The organism is Fundidesulfovibrio terrae, assembly GCF_022808915.1.
In the GTDB taxonomy this organism is placed as follows: domain Bacteria; phylum Desulfobacterota; class Desulfovibrionia; order Desulfovibrionales; family Desulfovibrionaceae; genus Fundidesulfovibrio; species Fundidesulfovibrio terrae.
On record NZ_JAKZFS010000005.1, the window covers coordinates 105,744 to 121,940 of the forward strand.

The 16,197-nt window shown below is 63.0% G+C and carries 12 protein-coding genes and 1 other RNA gene; 3 read left to right on the plus strand and 10 right to left on the minus strand.

Annotated elements, in window-relative coordinates; genetic code table 11:
• Nucleotides 1-18: 18 nt before the first annotated feature.
• The 4 genes from ML540_RS15205 to ssrA form a co-directional block, all read right to left on the minus strand.
• Nucleotides 19-1,020 (minus strand): AAA family ATPase, encoded by a 1,002-nt coding sequence (locus ML540_RS15205; RefSeq protein WP_243363056.1) that lies wholly within the window; start codon nucleotides 1,018-1,020, stop codon nucleotides 19-21.
• Between the two features lie 2 nt (nucleotides 1,021-1,022).
• A complete protein-coding gene (locus ML540_RS15210; protein WP_243363058.1) occupies nucleotides 1,023-1,241 on the minus strand; it encodes a helix-turn-helix transcriptional regulator in 219 nt (72 codons plus the stop codon).
• A 1,033-nt stretch (nucleotides 1,242-2,274) separates the two neighbouring features.
• Nucleotides 2,275-3,492, minus strand: coding sequence for a tyrosine-type recombinase/integrase (locus ML540_RS15215; RefSeq protein WP_243363067.1), 1,218 nt, complete (start codon nucleotides 3,490-3,492; stop codon nucleotides 2,275-2,277).
• Nucleotides 3,493-3,709: 217 nt separating this feature from the next.
• Nucleotides 3,710-4,061, minus strand: a transfer-messenger RNA (tmRNA) gene (gene ssrA, locus ML540_RS15220).
• A gap of 124 nt (nucleotides 4,062-4,185) precedes the next feature.
• Here ssrA and ML540_RS15225 point away from each other — a divergent pair.
• From ML540_RS15225 to ML540_RS15235, 3 genes are all read left to right on the plus strand, one after another.
• Nucleotides 4,186-4,746, plus strand: a complete 561-nt coding sequence (locus ML540_RS15225) for a helix-turn-helix domain-containing protein (RefSeq protein WP_243363070.1) — start codon at nucleotides 4,186-4,188, stop codon at nucleotides 4,744-4,746.
• A gap of 14 nt (nucleotides 4,747-4,760) precedes the next feature.
• Complete coding sequence (locus ML540_RS15230) at nucleotides 4,761-6,425, plus strand: AMP-binding protein (RefSeq protein ID WP_243363072.1); 1,665 nt, start codon at nucleotides 4,761-4,763, stop codon at nucleotides 6,423-6,425.
• 388 nt (nucleotides 6,426-6,813) lie between these two features.
• Nucleotides 6,814-8,526, plus strand: coding sequence for a methyl-accepting chemotaxis protein (locus tag ML540_RS15235; RefSeq protein ID WP_243363081.1), 1,713 nt, complete (start codon nucleotides 6,814-6,816; stop codon nucleotides 8,524-8,526).
• 183 nt (nucleotides 8,527-8,709) lie between these two features.
• On the opposite strand, the gene ML540_RS15240 is transcribed toward ML540_RS15235, so the two are convergent.
• The 6 genes from ML540_RS15240 to ML540_RS15265 form a co-directional block, all read right to left on the minus strand.
• The gene (locus ML540_RS15240; RefSeq protein ID WP_243363083.1) at nucleotides 8,710-9,924 is read right to left on the minus strand and encodes an aldo/keto reductase; all 1,215 of its coding nucleotides are present in this window, start codon (nucleotides 9,922-9,924) and stop codon (nucleotides 8,710-8,712) included.
• A gap of 92 nt (nucleotides 9,925-10,016) precedes the next feature.
• Nucleotides 10,017-11,756, minus strand: a complete 1,740-nt coding sequence (locus ML540_RS15245) for a 4Fe-4S binding protein (RefSeq protein WP_243363086.1) — start codon at nucleotides 11,754-11,756, stop codon at nucleotides 10,017-10,019.
• A gap of 3 nt (nucleotides 11,757-11,759) precedes the next feature.
• Complete coding sequence (locus ML540_RS15250) at nucleotides 11,760-12,785, minus strand: DUF362 domain-containing protein (protein WP_243363090.1); 1,026 nt, start codon at nucleotides 12,783-12,785, stop codon at nucleotides 11,760-11,762.
• The gene (locus ML540_RS15255) at nucleotides 12,782-13,807 is read right to left on the minus strand and encodes a DUF6599 family protein (RefSeq protein WP_243363092.1); all 1,026 of its coding nucleotides are present in this window, start codon (nucleotides 13,805-13,807) and stop codon (nucleotides 12,782-12,784) included. Before ML540_RS15255 ends, ML540_RS15250 begins: the two co-directional genes overlap by 4 nt.
• 18 nt (nucleotides 13,808-13,825) lie before the next feature.
• Nucleotides 13,826-14,437: a hypothetical protein gene (locus ML540_RS15260; RefSeq protein WP_243363094.1), complete on the minus strand. Its 612-nt coding sequence runs from the start codon at nucleotides 14,435-14,437 to the stop codon at nucleotides 13,826-13,828.
• 191 nt (nucleotides 14,438-14,628) lie between these two features.
• Nucleotides 14,629-16,077 carry an outer membrane homotrimeric porin gene (locus tag ML540_RS15265; RefSeq protein ID WP_243363096.1) on the minus strand — a complete coding sequence of 483 codons (1,449 nt, stop codon included), beginning with the start codon at nucleotides 16,075-16,077 and terminating at the stop codon, nucleotides 14,629-14,631.
• Nucleotides 16,078-16,197 lie beyond the last annotated feature (120 nt).

Consider the following 16,197-nt stretch of genomic DNA (forward strand, 5'->3'; position numbering starts at 1 on the left):
TCGGCTCGTTCGGGTGTTTCAGGAAGCCAGGGCATACTTGCCGTCAAACTCATCAAACACCCCTCCCTTCATAAGGGTCTTGCACTGTTCGCCAACCGTACCTTTTGACTTTCCGATGATCCTGGCAATCTCTGTTGGCCCGATTGGCTTCTCTGAAGTGGCCACGCAATCATACACCGGGCGAAGAGCGGGCGAGAGGGTCACGCTCACGGCATCGCCAGCGAGGTTCCACAATACCCCCTCTCGCTCAAGGCCGATTGCAAGTTCATCGTCGTCGCGAGAAATACGATGGAGCGTTGCCGCTTTCTTGCCCCTGACCCCGGCCATAATGAAGATGTGGTCCGCCGCACCGGCAAGGCCCTGAGTCCCGCTGATCCTGGCGAGGGGAGAGGTTTCGCCCGTGCCATGCTCCTTGCGGAGGTGATGAACGATTAGGCCAGAAACACCATGTGCCTCCAGGATCGTACGGACGCTCTGTATAGCTGCGTAGTCCTCACGATAGGGACTGTTACCTCCAGAAATCGGGCGAATCTGAACGAGTGGGTCAATGATGACCAACATAATGTCAGGATCGTCAGTGAGTATTGATTCAAGAACATCTTCAAATCCTTGCCCCAATCTAGGGGCTTTGTTGACGATCAACAAATTATCAGCCCACTCGTCTTCGACATCAAGCTCCTTCATGCGCTTGTTTAGGCGCTTCTGTCCGTCTTCAAGACAAAAGTAGAGTACCTTCCCACGAATTTGCGACTCGTAATTTCCAAACAAAATACTGCCTTCCGTTATGCAGAGGGCTAGTTGAAGGGCTACCAAAGACTTTCCGACTTTAGGGTCTCCGCAGAGCAGAGTTGTTCCAGAGGCAATGAGACCTTGGGCCAGGTATTCTGTCGGCGGGAACTCCTTCGCCAGTAGTTCCTTTCCGGTAACAATCCGGATGCCTTGCAAAGCTCGTTTAAGCGACCCCTCTGCCGTATCTTCTTTCTCGGCCCCACCCGGTGCAGGAGCGTTCTGTTCTTTCACGTTTACGCTGCCTCGCCGCCTATGATAGCCTGCATCACGGCATACACCTGGGAACTGAGCCAGACCGAAGTCCGAGTGCCAAGCTTCTTAGGGGCCGGGAACTTGCCTTCCCCGATAAATTTGTAGAGGGTAGATTTGCTGATGCCGAGGAGGCTGCAAACTTCTTTGGCCCGGAGGAATCGCTCTCCCTGGCCGTGTTCGATATCGAAAATCTGGCTCATCTTACTCGCCGTACTCCTTTTGAAACTGCTCCAAGGCTGCTTTCGTTTCATCCCTCAGAGGGATGTAGCCATTTAGTCTTGCGGTTAGTGTGCTCACCGGAACTTGGAGCGCCTTGCTTACGTCCTTCATCGTGACCTTCATTTCCTTTCTCCATGCATGAAAATTACGTCCAAAAATTTCATCGTACATTTTGATGAATTCCCTATGTTGAAATTGCCGCTCTCGTTGAAGCGAATGATCCGGATCGTAGCAGTATTATGGGCGCGGTACATACAAAACGCGCCACCGCCCATGTCCGTCCAATATGCTGATTTGACAAAAGAAAAGACCCAGGCGAGGGCCAGGGTCTTGAAAAAAGTTCAGGAAGTGTAGCGGGTTTTAGTGCCGGGCCTCCTTGGTCACGGCATCGGGGGCGCTGTGCAACTCATTGAGATGGCCCCCCTAAGCTCTCCAAGTCGCCCGTCATGTCCCGGATCATGGCCGCGATCCCACGACGCTCGGACCAGTCCAGGGACAAGGAAGTTTCATCCATAATTCCCTTGGTGTCGAAGAAGAGGGCTAGCGTATGTCTGACGGGCGCATCTATAGAGGCAATAAACTCCTGATTTACTTCGTGTAGATCAAGGCGGCGTAAGATGCGATATTGAAATTTGGACGGAACTGAGCGGCGGATGACTGCTATATAATGTAACCGCATCGAGCAAAATCCGTCATAGGTGCAGTAGAAAATTTCCGGGCTTACCGAGTTACAACTGGTCTGCGACGGCCACGACGTTGTCTGATTCTCCATGTTCCGAAAAGCATCTTGAGCGAAGAAACGGCCCTGTTTAGCCAAAAATGATGAGGTCACTGGCTATGCGGGCGTGAGCCTTGCCCGATTCGTACTTTCACGGACCCGATCCGTACTTTAGCGGATATTTTGCGCTGCCTGCGTGTAGCGCATCGCTCTATCACCTTTATTTTGCAGGAACAAATTCTCTCGGCTGACCGCCTCCGTCCCAGACGGTACACTTTCCGCCGAGGTGGGCAGGGTTAGCCGTTGGCCTCCCGGTGGATCGGGACCACCTTGCCGCCAGCCCTGAGGCCGTCCAGGTAGTCCGCCCAAGCCTGCATCATCTTCCTTCGCTCGGGCAGGAACTCTGCGTAGTTGTATGCCGCCCGGATGTTGTCGCGCTCGGCATGGGCAAGCTGGCGTTCAATGGCGTCTCGATTCCATCCCTGTTCGTTGAGCAGTGTAGAGGCCATGCTGCGGAATCCGTGGCCGGTCAATTCGTCCTTGGTGTAGCCCAAGCGGCGAAGTGCGCCGTTGACCGTGTTCTCGGACATCGGCCTCTCCAGGGTCCGCATCGACGGAAAAAGGTATTTCCCGTGGCCGGTGAGGGGACGCAACTCCTCAATGATGGCGACGGACTGCGTGCACAGGGGGACGATGTGCTGCTCGCGCATCTTCATCTTGTGGCCGGGGATGCGCCACTCTTTCGTCTCCAGGTCGATTTCGGCCCATTCGGCATGTCGGAGTTCGCCGGGACGCACGAAGACGAGCGGGGCCAGTCGCAGGGCACAGGCGGTGATAGGCGAGCCCTGGTAATTGTCCATGGCCCGGAGGAGAGGGGCGATTGCCTTGGGGTCCGTGATGCTCGGGTGGTGCTTTTCCTTCACTGGAGGAAGTGCCCCGCGAAGGTCGGCGGCGGGGTTGCGCTCGCATCTACCTGTGGCGACGCCGTAACGGAACACTTGGCCGCATCCCTGGATCGTCCTGTGCGCCATCTCCAGGGCTCCACGCGACTCGATGCGGTGGGCAAGCGTCAGGATTTCGGGGGCGGTGATCTCCTTGATGGGCCGCGAACCGATCCAGGGGAAGACGTTCAATTCGAGACGGCGGAGGATTTGAGCGCCATGTTCCTCGCTCCAGGTAGGCTGGAACTTGGCCCACCACTCCCGCGCGATGCGCTCGAAGGTCTCGGCGTCTTCAGCTTCTTCTGCTTTGGCTGACTTTCGGACCTGAGCAGGGTCGATGCCCTGTGTGAGTAACCGGCGGGCTTCATCGCGGCGCTCGCGGGCTTCCTTGAGACTGACGTCAGGGTAGACGCCAAGGGAGAGCATGTTGGGCTTGCCGTTGAAGCGATAGCGGAAGCGCCAGCGCTTCCCCCCGGCAGGGGCCACCTCTAGGCAAAGCCCTCGGTCGTCAGCGATCCTGATGAGGTTGGGACCGGGTTTCGCGTTTCTCACGGCCAAGTCGGTGAGCGCCATGTGAGTAACCTCCGATAGGCGGGGGGGGCAGTAAGGCTGTGGATTGAGCTTGTTACTCACAACCCCTTGTGTCTCATGCCCGCGTTACTCGCAGGGTTACTCACAAATATTTTGGCTGTCAACGGACCAAAACGGACGAAGGCGGCCCTTACGGACCGCCTTTTCCTTGAAATTCCTGGGGGATGTGGACTTTGTCGGACTGTGCTGGAAGTCCTGTTGGTGGAGGCGGGGGGAATCGAACCCCCGTCCGAGAACGCTCGGGCAAAGCATCTACAGGCGTAGGCCGGAAATTGATCTCAATTCGGACGTGCCTTCCGGCCGGGCGTCCCGAATCCAGACCGTTTAAGTTCTCACGCTCGCTGCAACGGCCAACTGCAAGCGCCAGCTTGGTGGGGTGTCCCCCGCATCCGACTTACCAGGCGTGGGTCAGAGGGAGGCTGGCCTTAAGCGGCCAGGGCGTAGTCGTAATCGTTGGCGATTATCTTTTTTTCCGCGTGTTTAACGAGGCCTCGCGGAACCTCGGCCTGCAACCTTGTCGTCGCTATCCCCGTCGAAACCAGTGCGCCCCCAGGGATGTGCCGACACTTCATATAAGACGGCTAGCCCATTCGGCAAGCCCCAAGAGTGTGAAAAATGCTCGTATTCCTGACCGATATGGGATATTTGGCCCGGACACACGCCAAGGAGGACCACATGAGCCATCCCACATCCTTCGACCGCGACATCTCCCGGCGCATCAAGGACCTACGGGACGTCTTGAACCTATCCCCCGAGGATCTCTCCGGCCGGCTCGGCGTCCCGGCCGAGGACGTCCTTGCCTACGAAACCGGGACGCGCGACGTGCCGGTCAGTTACCTCTACGCCCTGGCCAAAGCCACCGGCGTGGACCTCACGGCCCTCATCACCGGATCCGAGGCCAAGCTCCATCAGTATAGCCTGGTGAAGAAGGGCGACGGGCTCTCCGTCACCCGCCGCAAGGCCTACAAATACCAGGCCCTGGCCTACCGCTTCAACCGGCCGGCCATGGAGCCTTTCATCGTCACCGTGCCGCCGCGCGAGCCCGGCGAACTGGAGTTCAACCAGCACGCCGGACAGGAATTCATCTTCCTGCTCGAAGGCCGCATGGAAGTCATGCTGGGCAAGGAGACCGAGATCCTCGAGCCCAGGGACAGCCTCTATTTCAGTTCGACCATCCCGCACGCCATGCGGGCCCTGGACGGCAAAGAGGCCGTTTTCCTGGACGTCATCATCTAGCGGAGGGGACGAGAATGCTGCCTGAATTCAAACATTACGAATCCTTCGAGGAGTTTTCCGGCCAGTACGCCGTCGATGTCCCCCCCGACTACAATTTCGCCTTCGATTTCCTGGACGTCGCCGCCAAGGCCGACCCTTCGCGCCCGGCCATGGTGCATGTAGGACCGGACGGCACGCGCCGCGACCTCGACCTGGCTTTCTTCAGCCAGGGCTCCAGCCGTCTGGCCAACGCCTTCAAGGCCCTTGGCATTTCCAAGGGCGACAAGGTCATGATCGTGCTGCAGCGGCGCGTGGAGTTCTGGGTGGCGGTGCTGGCCCTGAACAAGCTGGGGGCCGTGCCTGTGCCCTCGCCGCACCTGCTCACCGCCCACGACGTGGAATTTCGGGTGAACAAGGCAGGCATCAAGGCCTGCGTGGCCGAAGAGGACTTCATGGAGCGTGTGGATGCGGTCAAAGCCGCCTGCCCCACGCTCAAGCACCTGATCCGGGTGGGCGAAAAGCCCGCCTTGCCCGGCTGGCACGCCTACGAGGCGCTGGAAGCCGCATCCTCCCCTGAGTTCCCCCGCCCGGCCGACAGCGCCGGCGGCGACGACGTCATGTTCATCTTCTTCTCTTCCGGCACAACCGGCATGCCAAAGATGGTTGTGCACAACCACAAGTACCCCCTGGGGCATACCACCACCGGTGTCTACTGGCACGACCTGCGCCCCGGCGACCTGCACCTCACCGTGGCCGACACCGGATGGGCCAAATCCATGTGGGGCAAGTTCTTCGGGCAGTGGATCGCAGGAGGCTGCGTGTTCACCTGGGACTACCGGGGCAAGTTCGTCCCGGCCGAGCTGCTTCAGGTGATCGCCGATCACGGCGTGACGGTGTTCTGCGCGCCGCCCACCATCTACCGCTTCCTCATCCGCGAGGACCTCACGAAATTCGACCTTTCGAAGCTGCGCCACTGCACCACGGCGGGCGAGCTCCTGAACGAGGGCGTGTTCCACGCCTGGAAGAAGGCCACCGGCCTGACCATCTTCGAAGGCTACGGCCAGACCGAGACCACCCTGCAGATCGCGGCCTTCCCCAACATGCCCGTGCGCCCGGGGTCCATCGGCAAGCCATGCCCAGGCTGGGACATCGTGCTCCTGGACGCCAAGGGCCACGTCTGCCCGCCGGGTGAGGAGGGCGAAATCTGCATCCGCCTGGGCGACGGCAAGACCCTGGGCCTTTTCGAGGGCTACCTGTATGAGCCCGAAAAGACAGCGTCCGTGCTGTTCGGCGGCTACTACCACACCGGCGACAAAGCCTGGCGCGACGAGGACGGCTATTTCTGGTTCCTGGGCCGCAACGACGACCTCATCAAGTCCAGCGGCTACCGCATCGGGCCCTTCGAGGTGGAGAGCGCCCTGATCACCCATCCGGCCGTGATCGAGGCCGCCGTCACCGGCGTGCCCGACGCCGAGCGCGGACAGGCGGTCAAGGCGACCCTGGTGCTGGCCCCCGGGTACGAGCCTTCCCCCGAGCTGGTCAAGGAGATCCAGAACCACGTGAAAAGCGTGACCGCTCCCTACAAATATCCGCGCATCGTGGAATTCCTGCCTGAACTGCCCAAGACCATCAGCGGCAAGATCAAGCGGGCCGAGATCAGGGCCAAGGACGAAGGCAAGGGGCCCGGCAGCCAGCCCTGACCGGGAAGCGCCAAAACGGACATCGGAAGGGCGCCGCGCACGAGGCGCGCCTTCCCCGACCGAACATCACAAAAAGCCGCGGAGAACTCCGCGGCTTTTTTCTTGCCTCCAGGGGCCGGTACGCTGACGAAATTTTTAACGCGCTGAATTTCCTCTTTCCCTACCTTTTCGTGATGTTTTTGTTACGTTAGTAAACAATTGGTTTCATGTGGGGGCGGTCCATTGAAATTCATTGTTTTTCGATGGGTCAGTTTCAAAGTACTAACGTGGGTGGGCGAACATGCAATGGTCTGATCTGCGAATCGGAAGAAAGATTCAACTCGGTTTTTTTTGCGTCACGTTCATATTTCTTTTGGTTCTTCTGGGCACGGCACGGGAGGTCAACGACGTGGACATCCACGCCAACGACACCATGCAGAAGTATGACCTGTCCATGACCCTGCTGCAGCGCGAGATCGACCACCTCAAATGGGCGCAGGCCCTCGGTCTGTTCGTGCACGACCACAAGGCCACGGAGCTGACGGTTTCATCCGACGCCACCAAGTGCGCCTTCGGGCGCTGGTTCTACAGCGACGAACGTGCCCAACTGGAAAAGGTCAATCCGGAGCTCAAGCCCCTTCTGGCCTCCATAGAACAGCCCCACAAGGATCTCCACGGCACCGCCGTCACCATCCAGAAGCTCAAGAAAGAGGCGCAGCAGGAAAAAGCCGAGGAAGTTTACAACATACAGACGCTCAAGTCGCTCTCATCCGTGCAGGAGATACTGCTGGGAATGCGCGAGAAGGTGAAGACCGGTATCGACACGAACCGCAAGGATCTGATCGAGGATATCAACTTCACGAAGCTTCTGGTCTACGTCTCTACCGTCGTCTCCATGGCTTTGGCCGTCGTGCTCAGCCTGGTGATTTCACGTGCCATATCCAATCCTCTGAAATCGCTTGCTGAATGTTCCACGGTCATCGCCGGTGGAGACTTGTCGAAGCAGTGCGTCCTGTCCCAGAATGATGAGATAGGCCAACTTTCCAGGTCCATGGGGGCCATGGTCGCTGGGCTCAAGGACAAGATCGCCGAGTCGGACCGCAAGGCCGAGGAAGCCGACGCGCTCTCCCGGCAGGCCCGGGAGGCCCAGGCCCAGGCCGAAGCCCAGGAGCACCAGATCAAGGACATGCTCACCATGATCCGCTCCATCGCGAACGAGTCCATGACCCTGTCCGACAACCTGAGCGACTATGCCGAACAGCTCTCCTCCCAGGTGGAGCAGGTCAAGCAGGGCACCGAGGTTCAGAAAAACCGTCTTTCCGAGGCGGCCTCGGCCATGGAGCAGATGAACGCCACGGTGCTGGACGTGGCCAGGAACGCAAGCGAAGCCGCGGAGAGCGCGGGCAAGGCCCAGGAAAAGGCGCGCGAAGGGGCCGGCATCGTCATCGAGAGCGTCAAGGCCATCGACCGTGTGAGCAGCGTCACCGCCAACCTGCGCTCCAACATGAACGAGCTGGGGACCCAGGCCCAGTCCATCGGGCAGGTCATGAACGTGATCAGCGACATCGCCGACCAGACCAACCTTCTGGCGCTCAACGCCGCCATCGAGGCCGCACGAGCCGGGGAGGCCGGACGGGGATTCGCGGTGGTGGCCGACGAGGTGCGCAAGCTCGCAGAAAAGACCATGGGAGCCACCCAGGATGTGGGCGGTAAGATCAGGGCCATCCAGGATTCCGTGGGCCAGAGCGTCAGGGACATGGAAGCAGCCGCCACGGCGGTGGACCGCTCCAATGAGCTGGCCGGGGCGTCCGGAAAGTCGCTCGAGGAGATCGTGGCCCTGACCAGCGTCAACACCCAGAACGTGCAGAGCATCGCTGCGGCGGCCGAAGAGCAGTCGTCGGCCTCGGAACACATCCATGGCAGCCTCTCCGACGTCAATGGCGTGGCCCACGAGACTGAATCCGGCATGTCCGAGACCGTGGCGATCGTGGGCAAGCTGGCCGACATGGCCGGACAGCTCAAGGAGCTGATCGCCCAGATGCACGACGGCGACTCGGGCGCACGCGGTTCGCGCAGGCGACCGGCCCTCTCCACCCGGCCCGGCATGCGGGCCCTGCCCTAGCGCCTCCTGCACTTCTTCCGAACGTCAAAACGGGCGGCCCGGCGTGATAACCGGGCCGCCCGTCGATCATTACATTGGATTCCAAAGGGGCTCGCCCTCTTTTGGGCGCTGAAGGCTTCACCCAGGCATCACTCCGCCCTGGTGGGCCTCAGCTGAGCCCCTCAAGAGCCTCTTCTCACCACCTCACGCCAGAAGCGTCGAGGCGTCGCGCATGAGTTCCGCAATGGCCAGCCCCTGCGGGCAGGCCTTTTCCGCCTGGGTGTAGTCCACGGTGAGCATTTTGGCCCGGGTCTCTTCCGGCAGGGAGGCGAACACCTCGCGGGCCAGCTCCTTATCCCCGTAGTCGCGGTAGTACATGAGGCAGCGCATGACGTCGTTGACGGCGACCAGTCCGCCCACCGCGCCCTGGCAGATGCTGCCGCAGCCCGCGCAGTAGTCGCACTTGGTGGCTTCGGCCAGCTCGCCGAAGACCTTCACGTCTTCGCGGGCCAGGGAGGTCTTGTCCCGGGCCGAGGCCACGTTGGCCGAAAGGATGGTCAGGTTGGGCATCTGGGAGCAGATGCTGGCTATGGCGGGTTCCTCCCATACGGCCTTGAGCTTGGCCTGCTTGTCGGTGAAGCCTTTCTCCATAAAGCGTCCGGCCATTTTGAGTTCGGCCTCGGAGTCGGTCTTCACCGGGCCGCCGCCCTGGGTCTTCATGGCCACCAGCCCAATGCCCGTCTTGACGCAGGCGTCCAGCGCCTCGCGCATCTTCGGGGTGTGCATGAGCCGGTAGTTGTACGTGATCATGACTGAGTCGATCCAATCCAGCTTTGCCGCGCCCAGCATGCAGTCTTCCATGTTGGTGTGGGTGCTGAAGCCGAAGAACTTCATCTTGCCGGCCTTCTTCATGTCCGCGGCCCACTGCTTGTACTGGGTCATTTCGTCGATGCCGGAGATGCCGTGGATGAAGAAGAGGTCCACGTAGTTGGTCTGGAGGCGTTTAAGCGCCGCGTCCAGCCTGGCGGTGTTGTCGGAGCCCTGCTTGGCCACGATCTTGGTGACCAGGAAGATGTCCTTGCGGGCGTCGGGATTGCGGCCGAAATAGCGGCCGTAGCCCTCCTCGGAGAGTCCGTTGCCGTACGCCTCGGCGGTGTCCCAGTAGGTGACGCCCCAAGCGTGGGCCTGCTTGAGCAGCAATTGGTTGTTGATGGTGTCGAACATGCCGCCGAGGGCAAGCACGGAGACGTCCACCCCGGTCTTGCCGAGCTTGCGCTTGGGCATGGTACCGGCCTGGGGGGGCGCTTCCTGCGCGGCCATGGCGCTTACGGGGGCCATACCTACGGCCAGGCCGGACACTCCGGCCGCTTTCATGAATTCCCTGCGCGAAAGGCCCGTCGTTTTTTTCGTATCGTCCATGATGACCTCCCTGCCGTGACCGGCTTTGGCGGCGTGATGTTGTCGTCGGATTTCGAGCTATTCCTATATGCGATGAGTCGTGGATTGCAACACTAAGCCAGCATCCGCCCGGACCGCGAACGCGATTCGTTCTCGCTGTACACCCGGATGGCCCGAAGCCCCGACACCGGGCATTCGTGCTCGCACATGCCGCAGCCGATGCAACGGGCCGGGTCCACAAAGGGGCGCTGCAGCCGGACCACGATGTCCACCTTGTCGCCCCGGGCGGGGTCCGCCCAGCCAGCAGGCGGCCTGTCCAGGGTGAGGCGCGATCCGGCCTGGGCCAGAATGCGTCGCGGCGCCGCTCCGGGCGCGGCGCTTGGGCGCACGGCGTAGTCGCCGCTGCCCAGGTTGAGGGCGGGCGGCGCTGGGGTCAGAAGGTCCAGGACGTCTCCCTGGACGCGGGCCACACCGGCCACTCCTCCCCGCACGGTCTCGAAGACGGTACGGGTGTGGATGGCCTTGGGGCTCACGGGGCAGAGCTCCTGGCAGACGATGCAGGGGCGGTCCATGACCCAGGGCAGACAGCGGGAGCGGTCCACGAAGGCCGTGCCCAGGCGCACCGGGCCCTGCGGCGCGAAGTCGCCCACGCCGTGCTTCTCCTCCAGGCTCAAAGGCCGGATGGCCGCCGTGGGGCAGACCTGGCCGCAGGCGACGCAGTTGGGTTGGCATCCGCTACGCCCGATGCGGAAGTTGAGCGCCGGTGTCCAGAGCCCCTGGACGCCCGCCTGGAACAGCGCGGGCTGGATGATGTTGGAGGGGCAGGCCCGCATGCACTGGCCGCAGCGGATGCAACGGGCAAGGAAGCGCTCCTCGTCCAGGGAGCCCGGAGGACGGATGAGCGAGGCGTCGCGGTCGGACGAGGCCAGGGCTCCCACTTTCCATAAGGGGACGGCCAACACCCCGGCGGCCACGGCCGTGATTGCCCCGCGCCGCGATATCGATGTCACGGGAAGCTCGCCCGCGGCCGACGGCTTGGGGGAGAACCCCATGCGCCCGGCCGGGCAGCGCTCCAGGCAGTTCATGCACAGCACGCATTCGCTGGCGACGAGTTCGCCCGAGGGGCGGCAGCCGCCTTCGCAGTATTCCTCGCACAGGCGGCAGTCGCCGCACTTGTGGGCCTCCACCTTGCCCATGCGCCAGGGTGCGAAGCGCCCGGCTAGGGCGAACAGGGCTCCCAGCGGGCACAGGAAGCGGCAGAAGAACCTCGGGCGCAACAGATTGAGCCCGATCACGGCCACGAGCACCATGCCGATGAGCCAGGCCGATTCGTAGGCCCGGGGCTCGTCGCTCAAGACTTCCATGCCCCGGTCGGCCAGGGGCAGAAGGGTCAGGTTGATGGAGCGGTGCAAGAGGGGCAGCGGGTCCAGGAGGCCGCTCTGCACCGATCCCAAAGCGGCGCAGGCCAGGAAAAAGGCCAGCAGGAGGTACTTGAAGCCGTGCAGGAGATGGTGCGCGTTGTCCCGGATGCGGGCCTCCCGCGTGGTTCCCAGGCGCGAGGCCCAGCCGGTCAGCTGGTTGAGCGTCCCCAGCGGGCAGGCGAAGCCGCAGAAGAAGCGCCCCAGCACGGCGGTAAGCGCCACCGCCGCCACCGCCCAGAGAAGCGGCGCGTAAAGCGTCCCCGTGGCCAGTACCGTGGACAGGGCCGTGAGCGGGTCCAGGCTCAGTATCCAGTTGATGGGCCAGCCGCGAAGCTGCCACCACTGCGGGCCCACCGTGGCGGCCACGCAGAACCACAGGAAGACGAGAAGGAAGAAGCCTTGGCTTATGCGGCGGACGGTGGCGATGCGCACGGGTCAGGCTCCGGCGTCCAGGTACACGGGGTTGAGCGAGGCGAAGTCGGCGGTCCCGGCCCCGGCGGCCTGGGCCAGGCGGATGTAGGGGATGTCCTCCAGGGTGCGGCCCAGAAGCCCGGCCCCGAAGGCGTCGCCCGCCACCGGGTCGGTGGTGACCACCAGGGTTCCGGTGGATTTGAGGTCCGAGAGCGAGCCTCCGGTGGGACCGTTGGACATCATGGACACCGTGCCGTCCAGGATGGACAGGGTGGGGCGGGTCAGGAGGGCCAGTTCCGAGATGATGCCGTTGATGTCCTGGTGGAAGACGTTTCTGCGGCCCCCCAGCAGCCCGTACATGTTTTTGAGCAGCATCGAGGCTCCGGCCCGGGCGTGGTCCTTCACGGGAGCCAGGGCGATGAGCTTGGTGACGCCGGTGAACGCCCCGGCCAGCACCGGCCAATCCTTGATGAGCCTGGCGCCGGGCAGGGTGGCGGGGGTGAAAAGGCCCGCGCGGGGGACGACGATGCGCGCCCCGGTCTGGCGGGCCGCCCCGGCGAGGCCGGTGATCTCGAAACAGCTCTCGGGGTTGTTGATAGGGTTGTCGGTCACGGACACCTGGGACGCCCCGGCCTTCACGCAGGCCGAGGCCACCGCGGTCAGGAGCTCCGGATGGGTGGTGGCTCCGAGCGCGGCCGGCGAGGCGAAGGCCGCGTTGACCTTGATGAGCACGCGGTCGCCTTTCTTGATGAACGCCTCGATGCCGCCCAGGGCGCGCACCCCCAGGTCGAACATGGCCGCCCGGTCTGCTCCGCGCACCACGGCCATGCGGGGGCTCCCGGAGGCCAGGTCCTTGAGGGCGTAGTCGCCAAGCCCGGGCAGGGCCTTCACCTCGGGAAGCGCGGCGGGGCCTGTGCCGTCCCGCAGAGACAGGCCCAGGACGCAAGCACCCGCGGCCACGGCCGAGGCTCCGGCCACGCGCCGCAGGAAGTCGCGGCGGTTCAGGCCGGCCGGAATTTCAGGGGCGATACGCCCGCCGTCCTTGGTCACGGCTTCTTCTCCTCGAGGGATTTCGCCAGCTGTCCGGCCAGTTCCAGAGCAGCTTTCCGGTTTGCGGCGTCGTGCACCCCGGCCAGCGCCCGGCCCTTGGCCATCACCACCTGGAGCATGTCCTCCAGGACCAGCACCCTGGCTCCGGCCAGGGAAGCGGGAAGGTCCTCGCCGGGTTTGAGTTCCTTGAATCCGTTGGAGGCCAGGAAGTGGGCGTACGCGTCGGCCTGGGCGCGCGCTTCATCCGGGGTGGCGCGCACGGCCAGGAAGGCCGACGCCTCGCCGGGGGCCAGCGCGTACTCCGCCGTGTAGACGTTCTCCAGGCCTTCCATGCCCAGGGCGTCGCTGACGGCCAGGCGAACGCTGTCGGCGCGCAGGCCCGCGGCAGGGAACAGGTCCGTTTCCGCCCCCTGGGCCGTGTCCTCGGGCAGGGCGGCCAGGAGCGCCTGGGCCAGCGACTCCAGGGCCGGGCGCAACTCGGGCGAAGCGTGGTCGGCCACAAACTCCAGATAGTAGCGCCCCTTGGTGAGAAATATGGCGTTTTCCGTGGCGTAGGCGTTCTGGGCCAAGGGGAGCTGGTCGGCTCCCGGGCGGCGCTGGCCGCTGAACACGGCGAAAGCATCCTTGGGGGATTCCATGGCGTAGAGGAAGGTCTCAACCCGGGCGTTTCCGGCATTCTCAGCTGCGAAGGCCCGGCAGGCCATCTCCTGGAAGTTGGATGCCAGGTAGAGCTCGGCCTTGCCGTCGATCTTGTCCGAGAGCGATTCCGGGGTGTAGCCCTCCACGGGCGAGAGGGCAGGGAAACCCTGGAGGTCGGCGAGGAAACCGGCCGTCTGCGACAGGGCTGCGCCCTGCTGGCCGGTGACGATCCTGCCCGCTCCCTTGGGGTGGTTCATGGCCACGATCACCGCCGGGTTGAACGACGCCTGCTGCGCGAAGAGCCAGACGGCAAGGCACGCGAGAAGGCCCAGAACGGCGTATCCCACCCTTTTCTCGCTCATGCTCGCGCGCGACCTGGCCATGCGAACCTCAAGCCCCACCTATTTGGGCAGCTTCGCGCCCTGCTTGAGGTCATAGCAGGCGGGGAAGTTCATGTCCTGTCGCAGCGTCTGCTCAGGAGTTCTGTTCCCGCTCAGTTCGCCGTTCTTCATGATGAAGCGCAGTTCGCCGGAAATCTTCATTCCTTCGGACACGGCCTTTTCCAGGCGATCCTTGGTGGCGCCGTACTCACCTTCGGCCTTGCTCTTGTGGAATTGCTTGCGCCATTCAATCCACTGCTTGGGGGTCATGGCGCTCTGGTCCACGAAGACGTAGTGGACCACGCCGTCCGGGCAGTCCTCCTCGAGGTAGAGCGTGTATTCGAGCGGCGCATCGGGCGATGCGGGCTTGGCGATGCGGGCCTTCTCGCCCTCCTCGATGAGCCATGTCGTGGGGCATTTGCGGGAGGCCACGAACTCCTTGACCGAGCCGAACAGGTAACACGGCTCCATCTCGTCGGCGAGGAAGCCCCCTGAAAGGAACGCCTCGGGCGGGGAAAATTCGCTCAGCCCGTCGGCCTTGCGCAGGTCAAGGGCCTTCTGGCTGGCGGCGTGGGCCGGGGAGAGGCAGGCCAGGACGAACAGGCCCGCAAGGATCGCGGTCATGCGGGACATGGGATCCTCCCGTTGATGGGGTTTTCTGCCGATTCAACATGTCTCTAGAAAATCCGTGAGAATATGGTCAAGCGGCAATTGCGACACCCGGTATCCCGAAAACGACGCGGGAAGACGTTCGAGGAGAAGGGGATAAAAAAGGGCGGCCGGGACATGTCCCGGCCGCCCGCGTCATCCGGCGAAGGTACTGCTTAGAACTTGTAGGTGAAGCCGAAGGCCACCTTCCAGGGGTCGGTGCCGGTCTGGTTCACGAAGCGGCGTCCCCAGACGGACTTCTGGAACTGGCCGTGGGCCCAGCCCGTCTCCACCACGGCGGAGAGGTTCTCGTAGATCTTGTATTCGTTGTCGAAGTTGATGCCCATGACGTATTCGTCGGTGGTCAGGTCGCGGCCCATCTGCACGTAGTTGCCGGTGCCCCAGAGGAGGTTGGCCTGACGCAGGGCGCGGGGGGAGTTGGTGCCCCGGGCGTAGGTGAAGGTCAGGCGATGGGTCAGGTCCTGGATGAAGCTGATCTTGTTCAGGCTGGCCGCGAAGCCCCAGGAACCGGTGGGGTTCAGGGCCATGTGGCCGTTCACGAACTGCTGGCTGCAGTCGAACAGGAACGAGGTGCTGGGACCCCAGTTCTGGACCACGGTGGGCATGCGCTCGGAGCCGTTGCGCATGGAGGAATCCTCGCCGGTGGAGTACCAGAAGGTCAGCTGAGGGGTCAGCATGTCCCAACCGGTGTACTCGGCGGCGACGTCGAAGAACAGGCCGCCGCGGCGGTTCTTGCCGCGGTCGGAGGCGTTGCCCTCGCCGTAGATCACGTCCGCGTAGAACTTGAAGGGATCAAGCGCGGTCAGGGACAGGGCGGTGCCCACCCAGAAGTAGACGTTCTGGGCGTTCTTGAAGCCGCTGGGGGCCAGCAGGGTGCCGGCGGAGAAAAGGTTGGTGGCCAGGGTCTCGGAAGAGTTGCGCATGGAACCCGTTCCGATGGTGGTGTAGCCGGCGTCGCGTCCGGCCACGGCCAGCATGCCCCAGGGGGTGGCGGAGAAGCCCTGCACGGTGACGGGCAGGACCAGGAAATAGGCGTCGAACTCGTCGGCCTTCTGGGTGGTGGAGGGATCGAAATCCTTGTTGGTGTCCAGCAGGCGTGCGAAGCCGCCGATGGCCTTGAAGGCGTCGCACACGGGGACGGTCACGGCGGCCGCGGCCAGGCGGGTGCCGCCGATCACCGGGCTGGAAGCCAGCATGGGCGACGAGATGGGCAGGTCGAAGTCCTGCATGCCGATGGAGAATTCGACATTGGTGCCGGGCCACTTGAACTGCAGGAACGCCTGGTAGACGTCGATGGCGGTAGTGGGGTTGTCAACGGTCAGGGTGTCGTTACCCCAGACCCTGTTCTGCAGGCGGATGCCGAAGCGGAACTTGAGGCCCTCGTTGGCGATGAAGTCGGTGCGCAGGCGGAAGCGCTCCCAGATCACGAAGGAATCGGCGGTCCTGGTGCCGTTGCTGTTCCAGCCGGTGTAGTCGAGCTTGGACCATGCGTTGGCGTGGACGCGCGCGTCGCCGACCATCTTCACTTCGGTGGCGGCCGAGGCCAGACCGGCGCTGCACAGTATCAAGGTGACGAGTAAGGCAAGCCCCCCTAGACGTTTCATTGAATCTCCTCCTTATGGTGTATCGACGTTTCGCCGGGTAGACGCTCATGCGAATGCGCGCGGTGATCGGGTGGCGCCAGGCGACACGTTCGCCGGTTGCGCCTGAAGACCGGCCTGCGC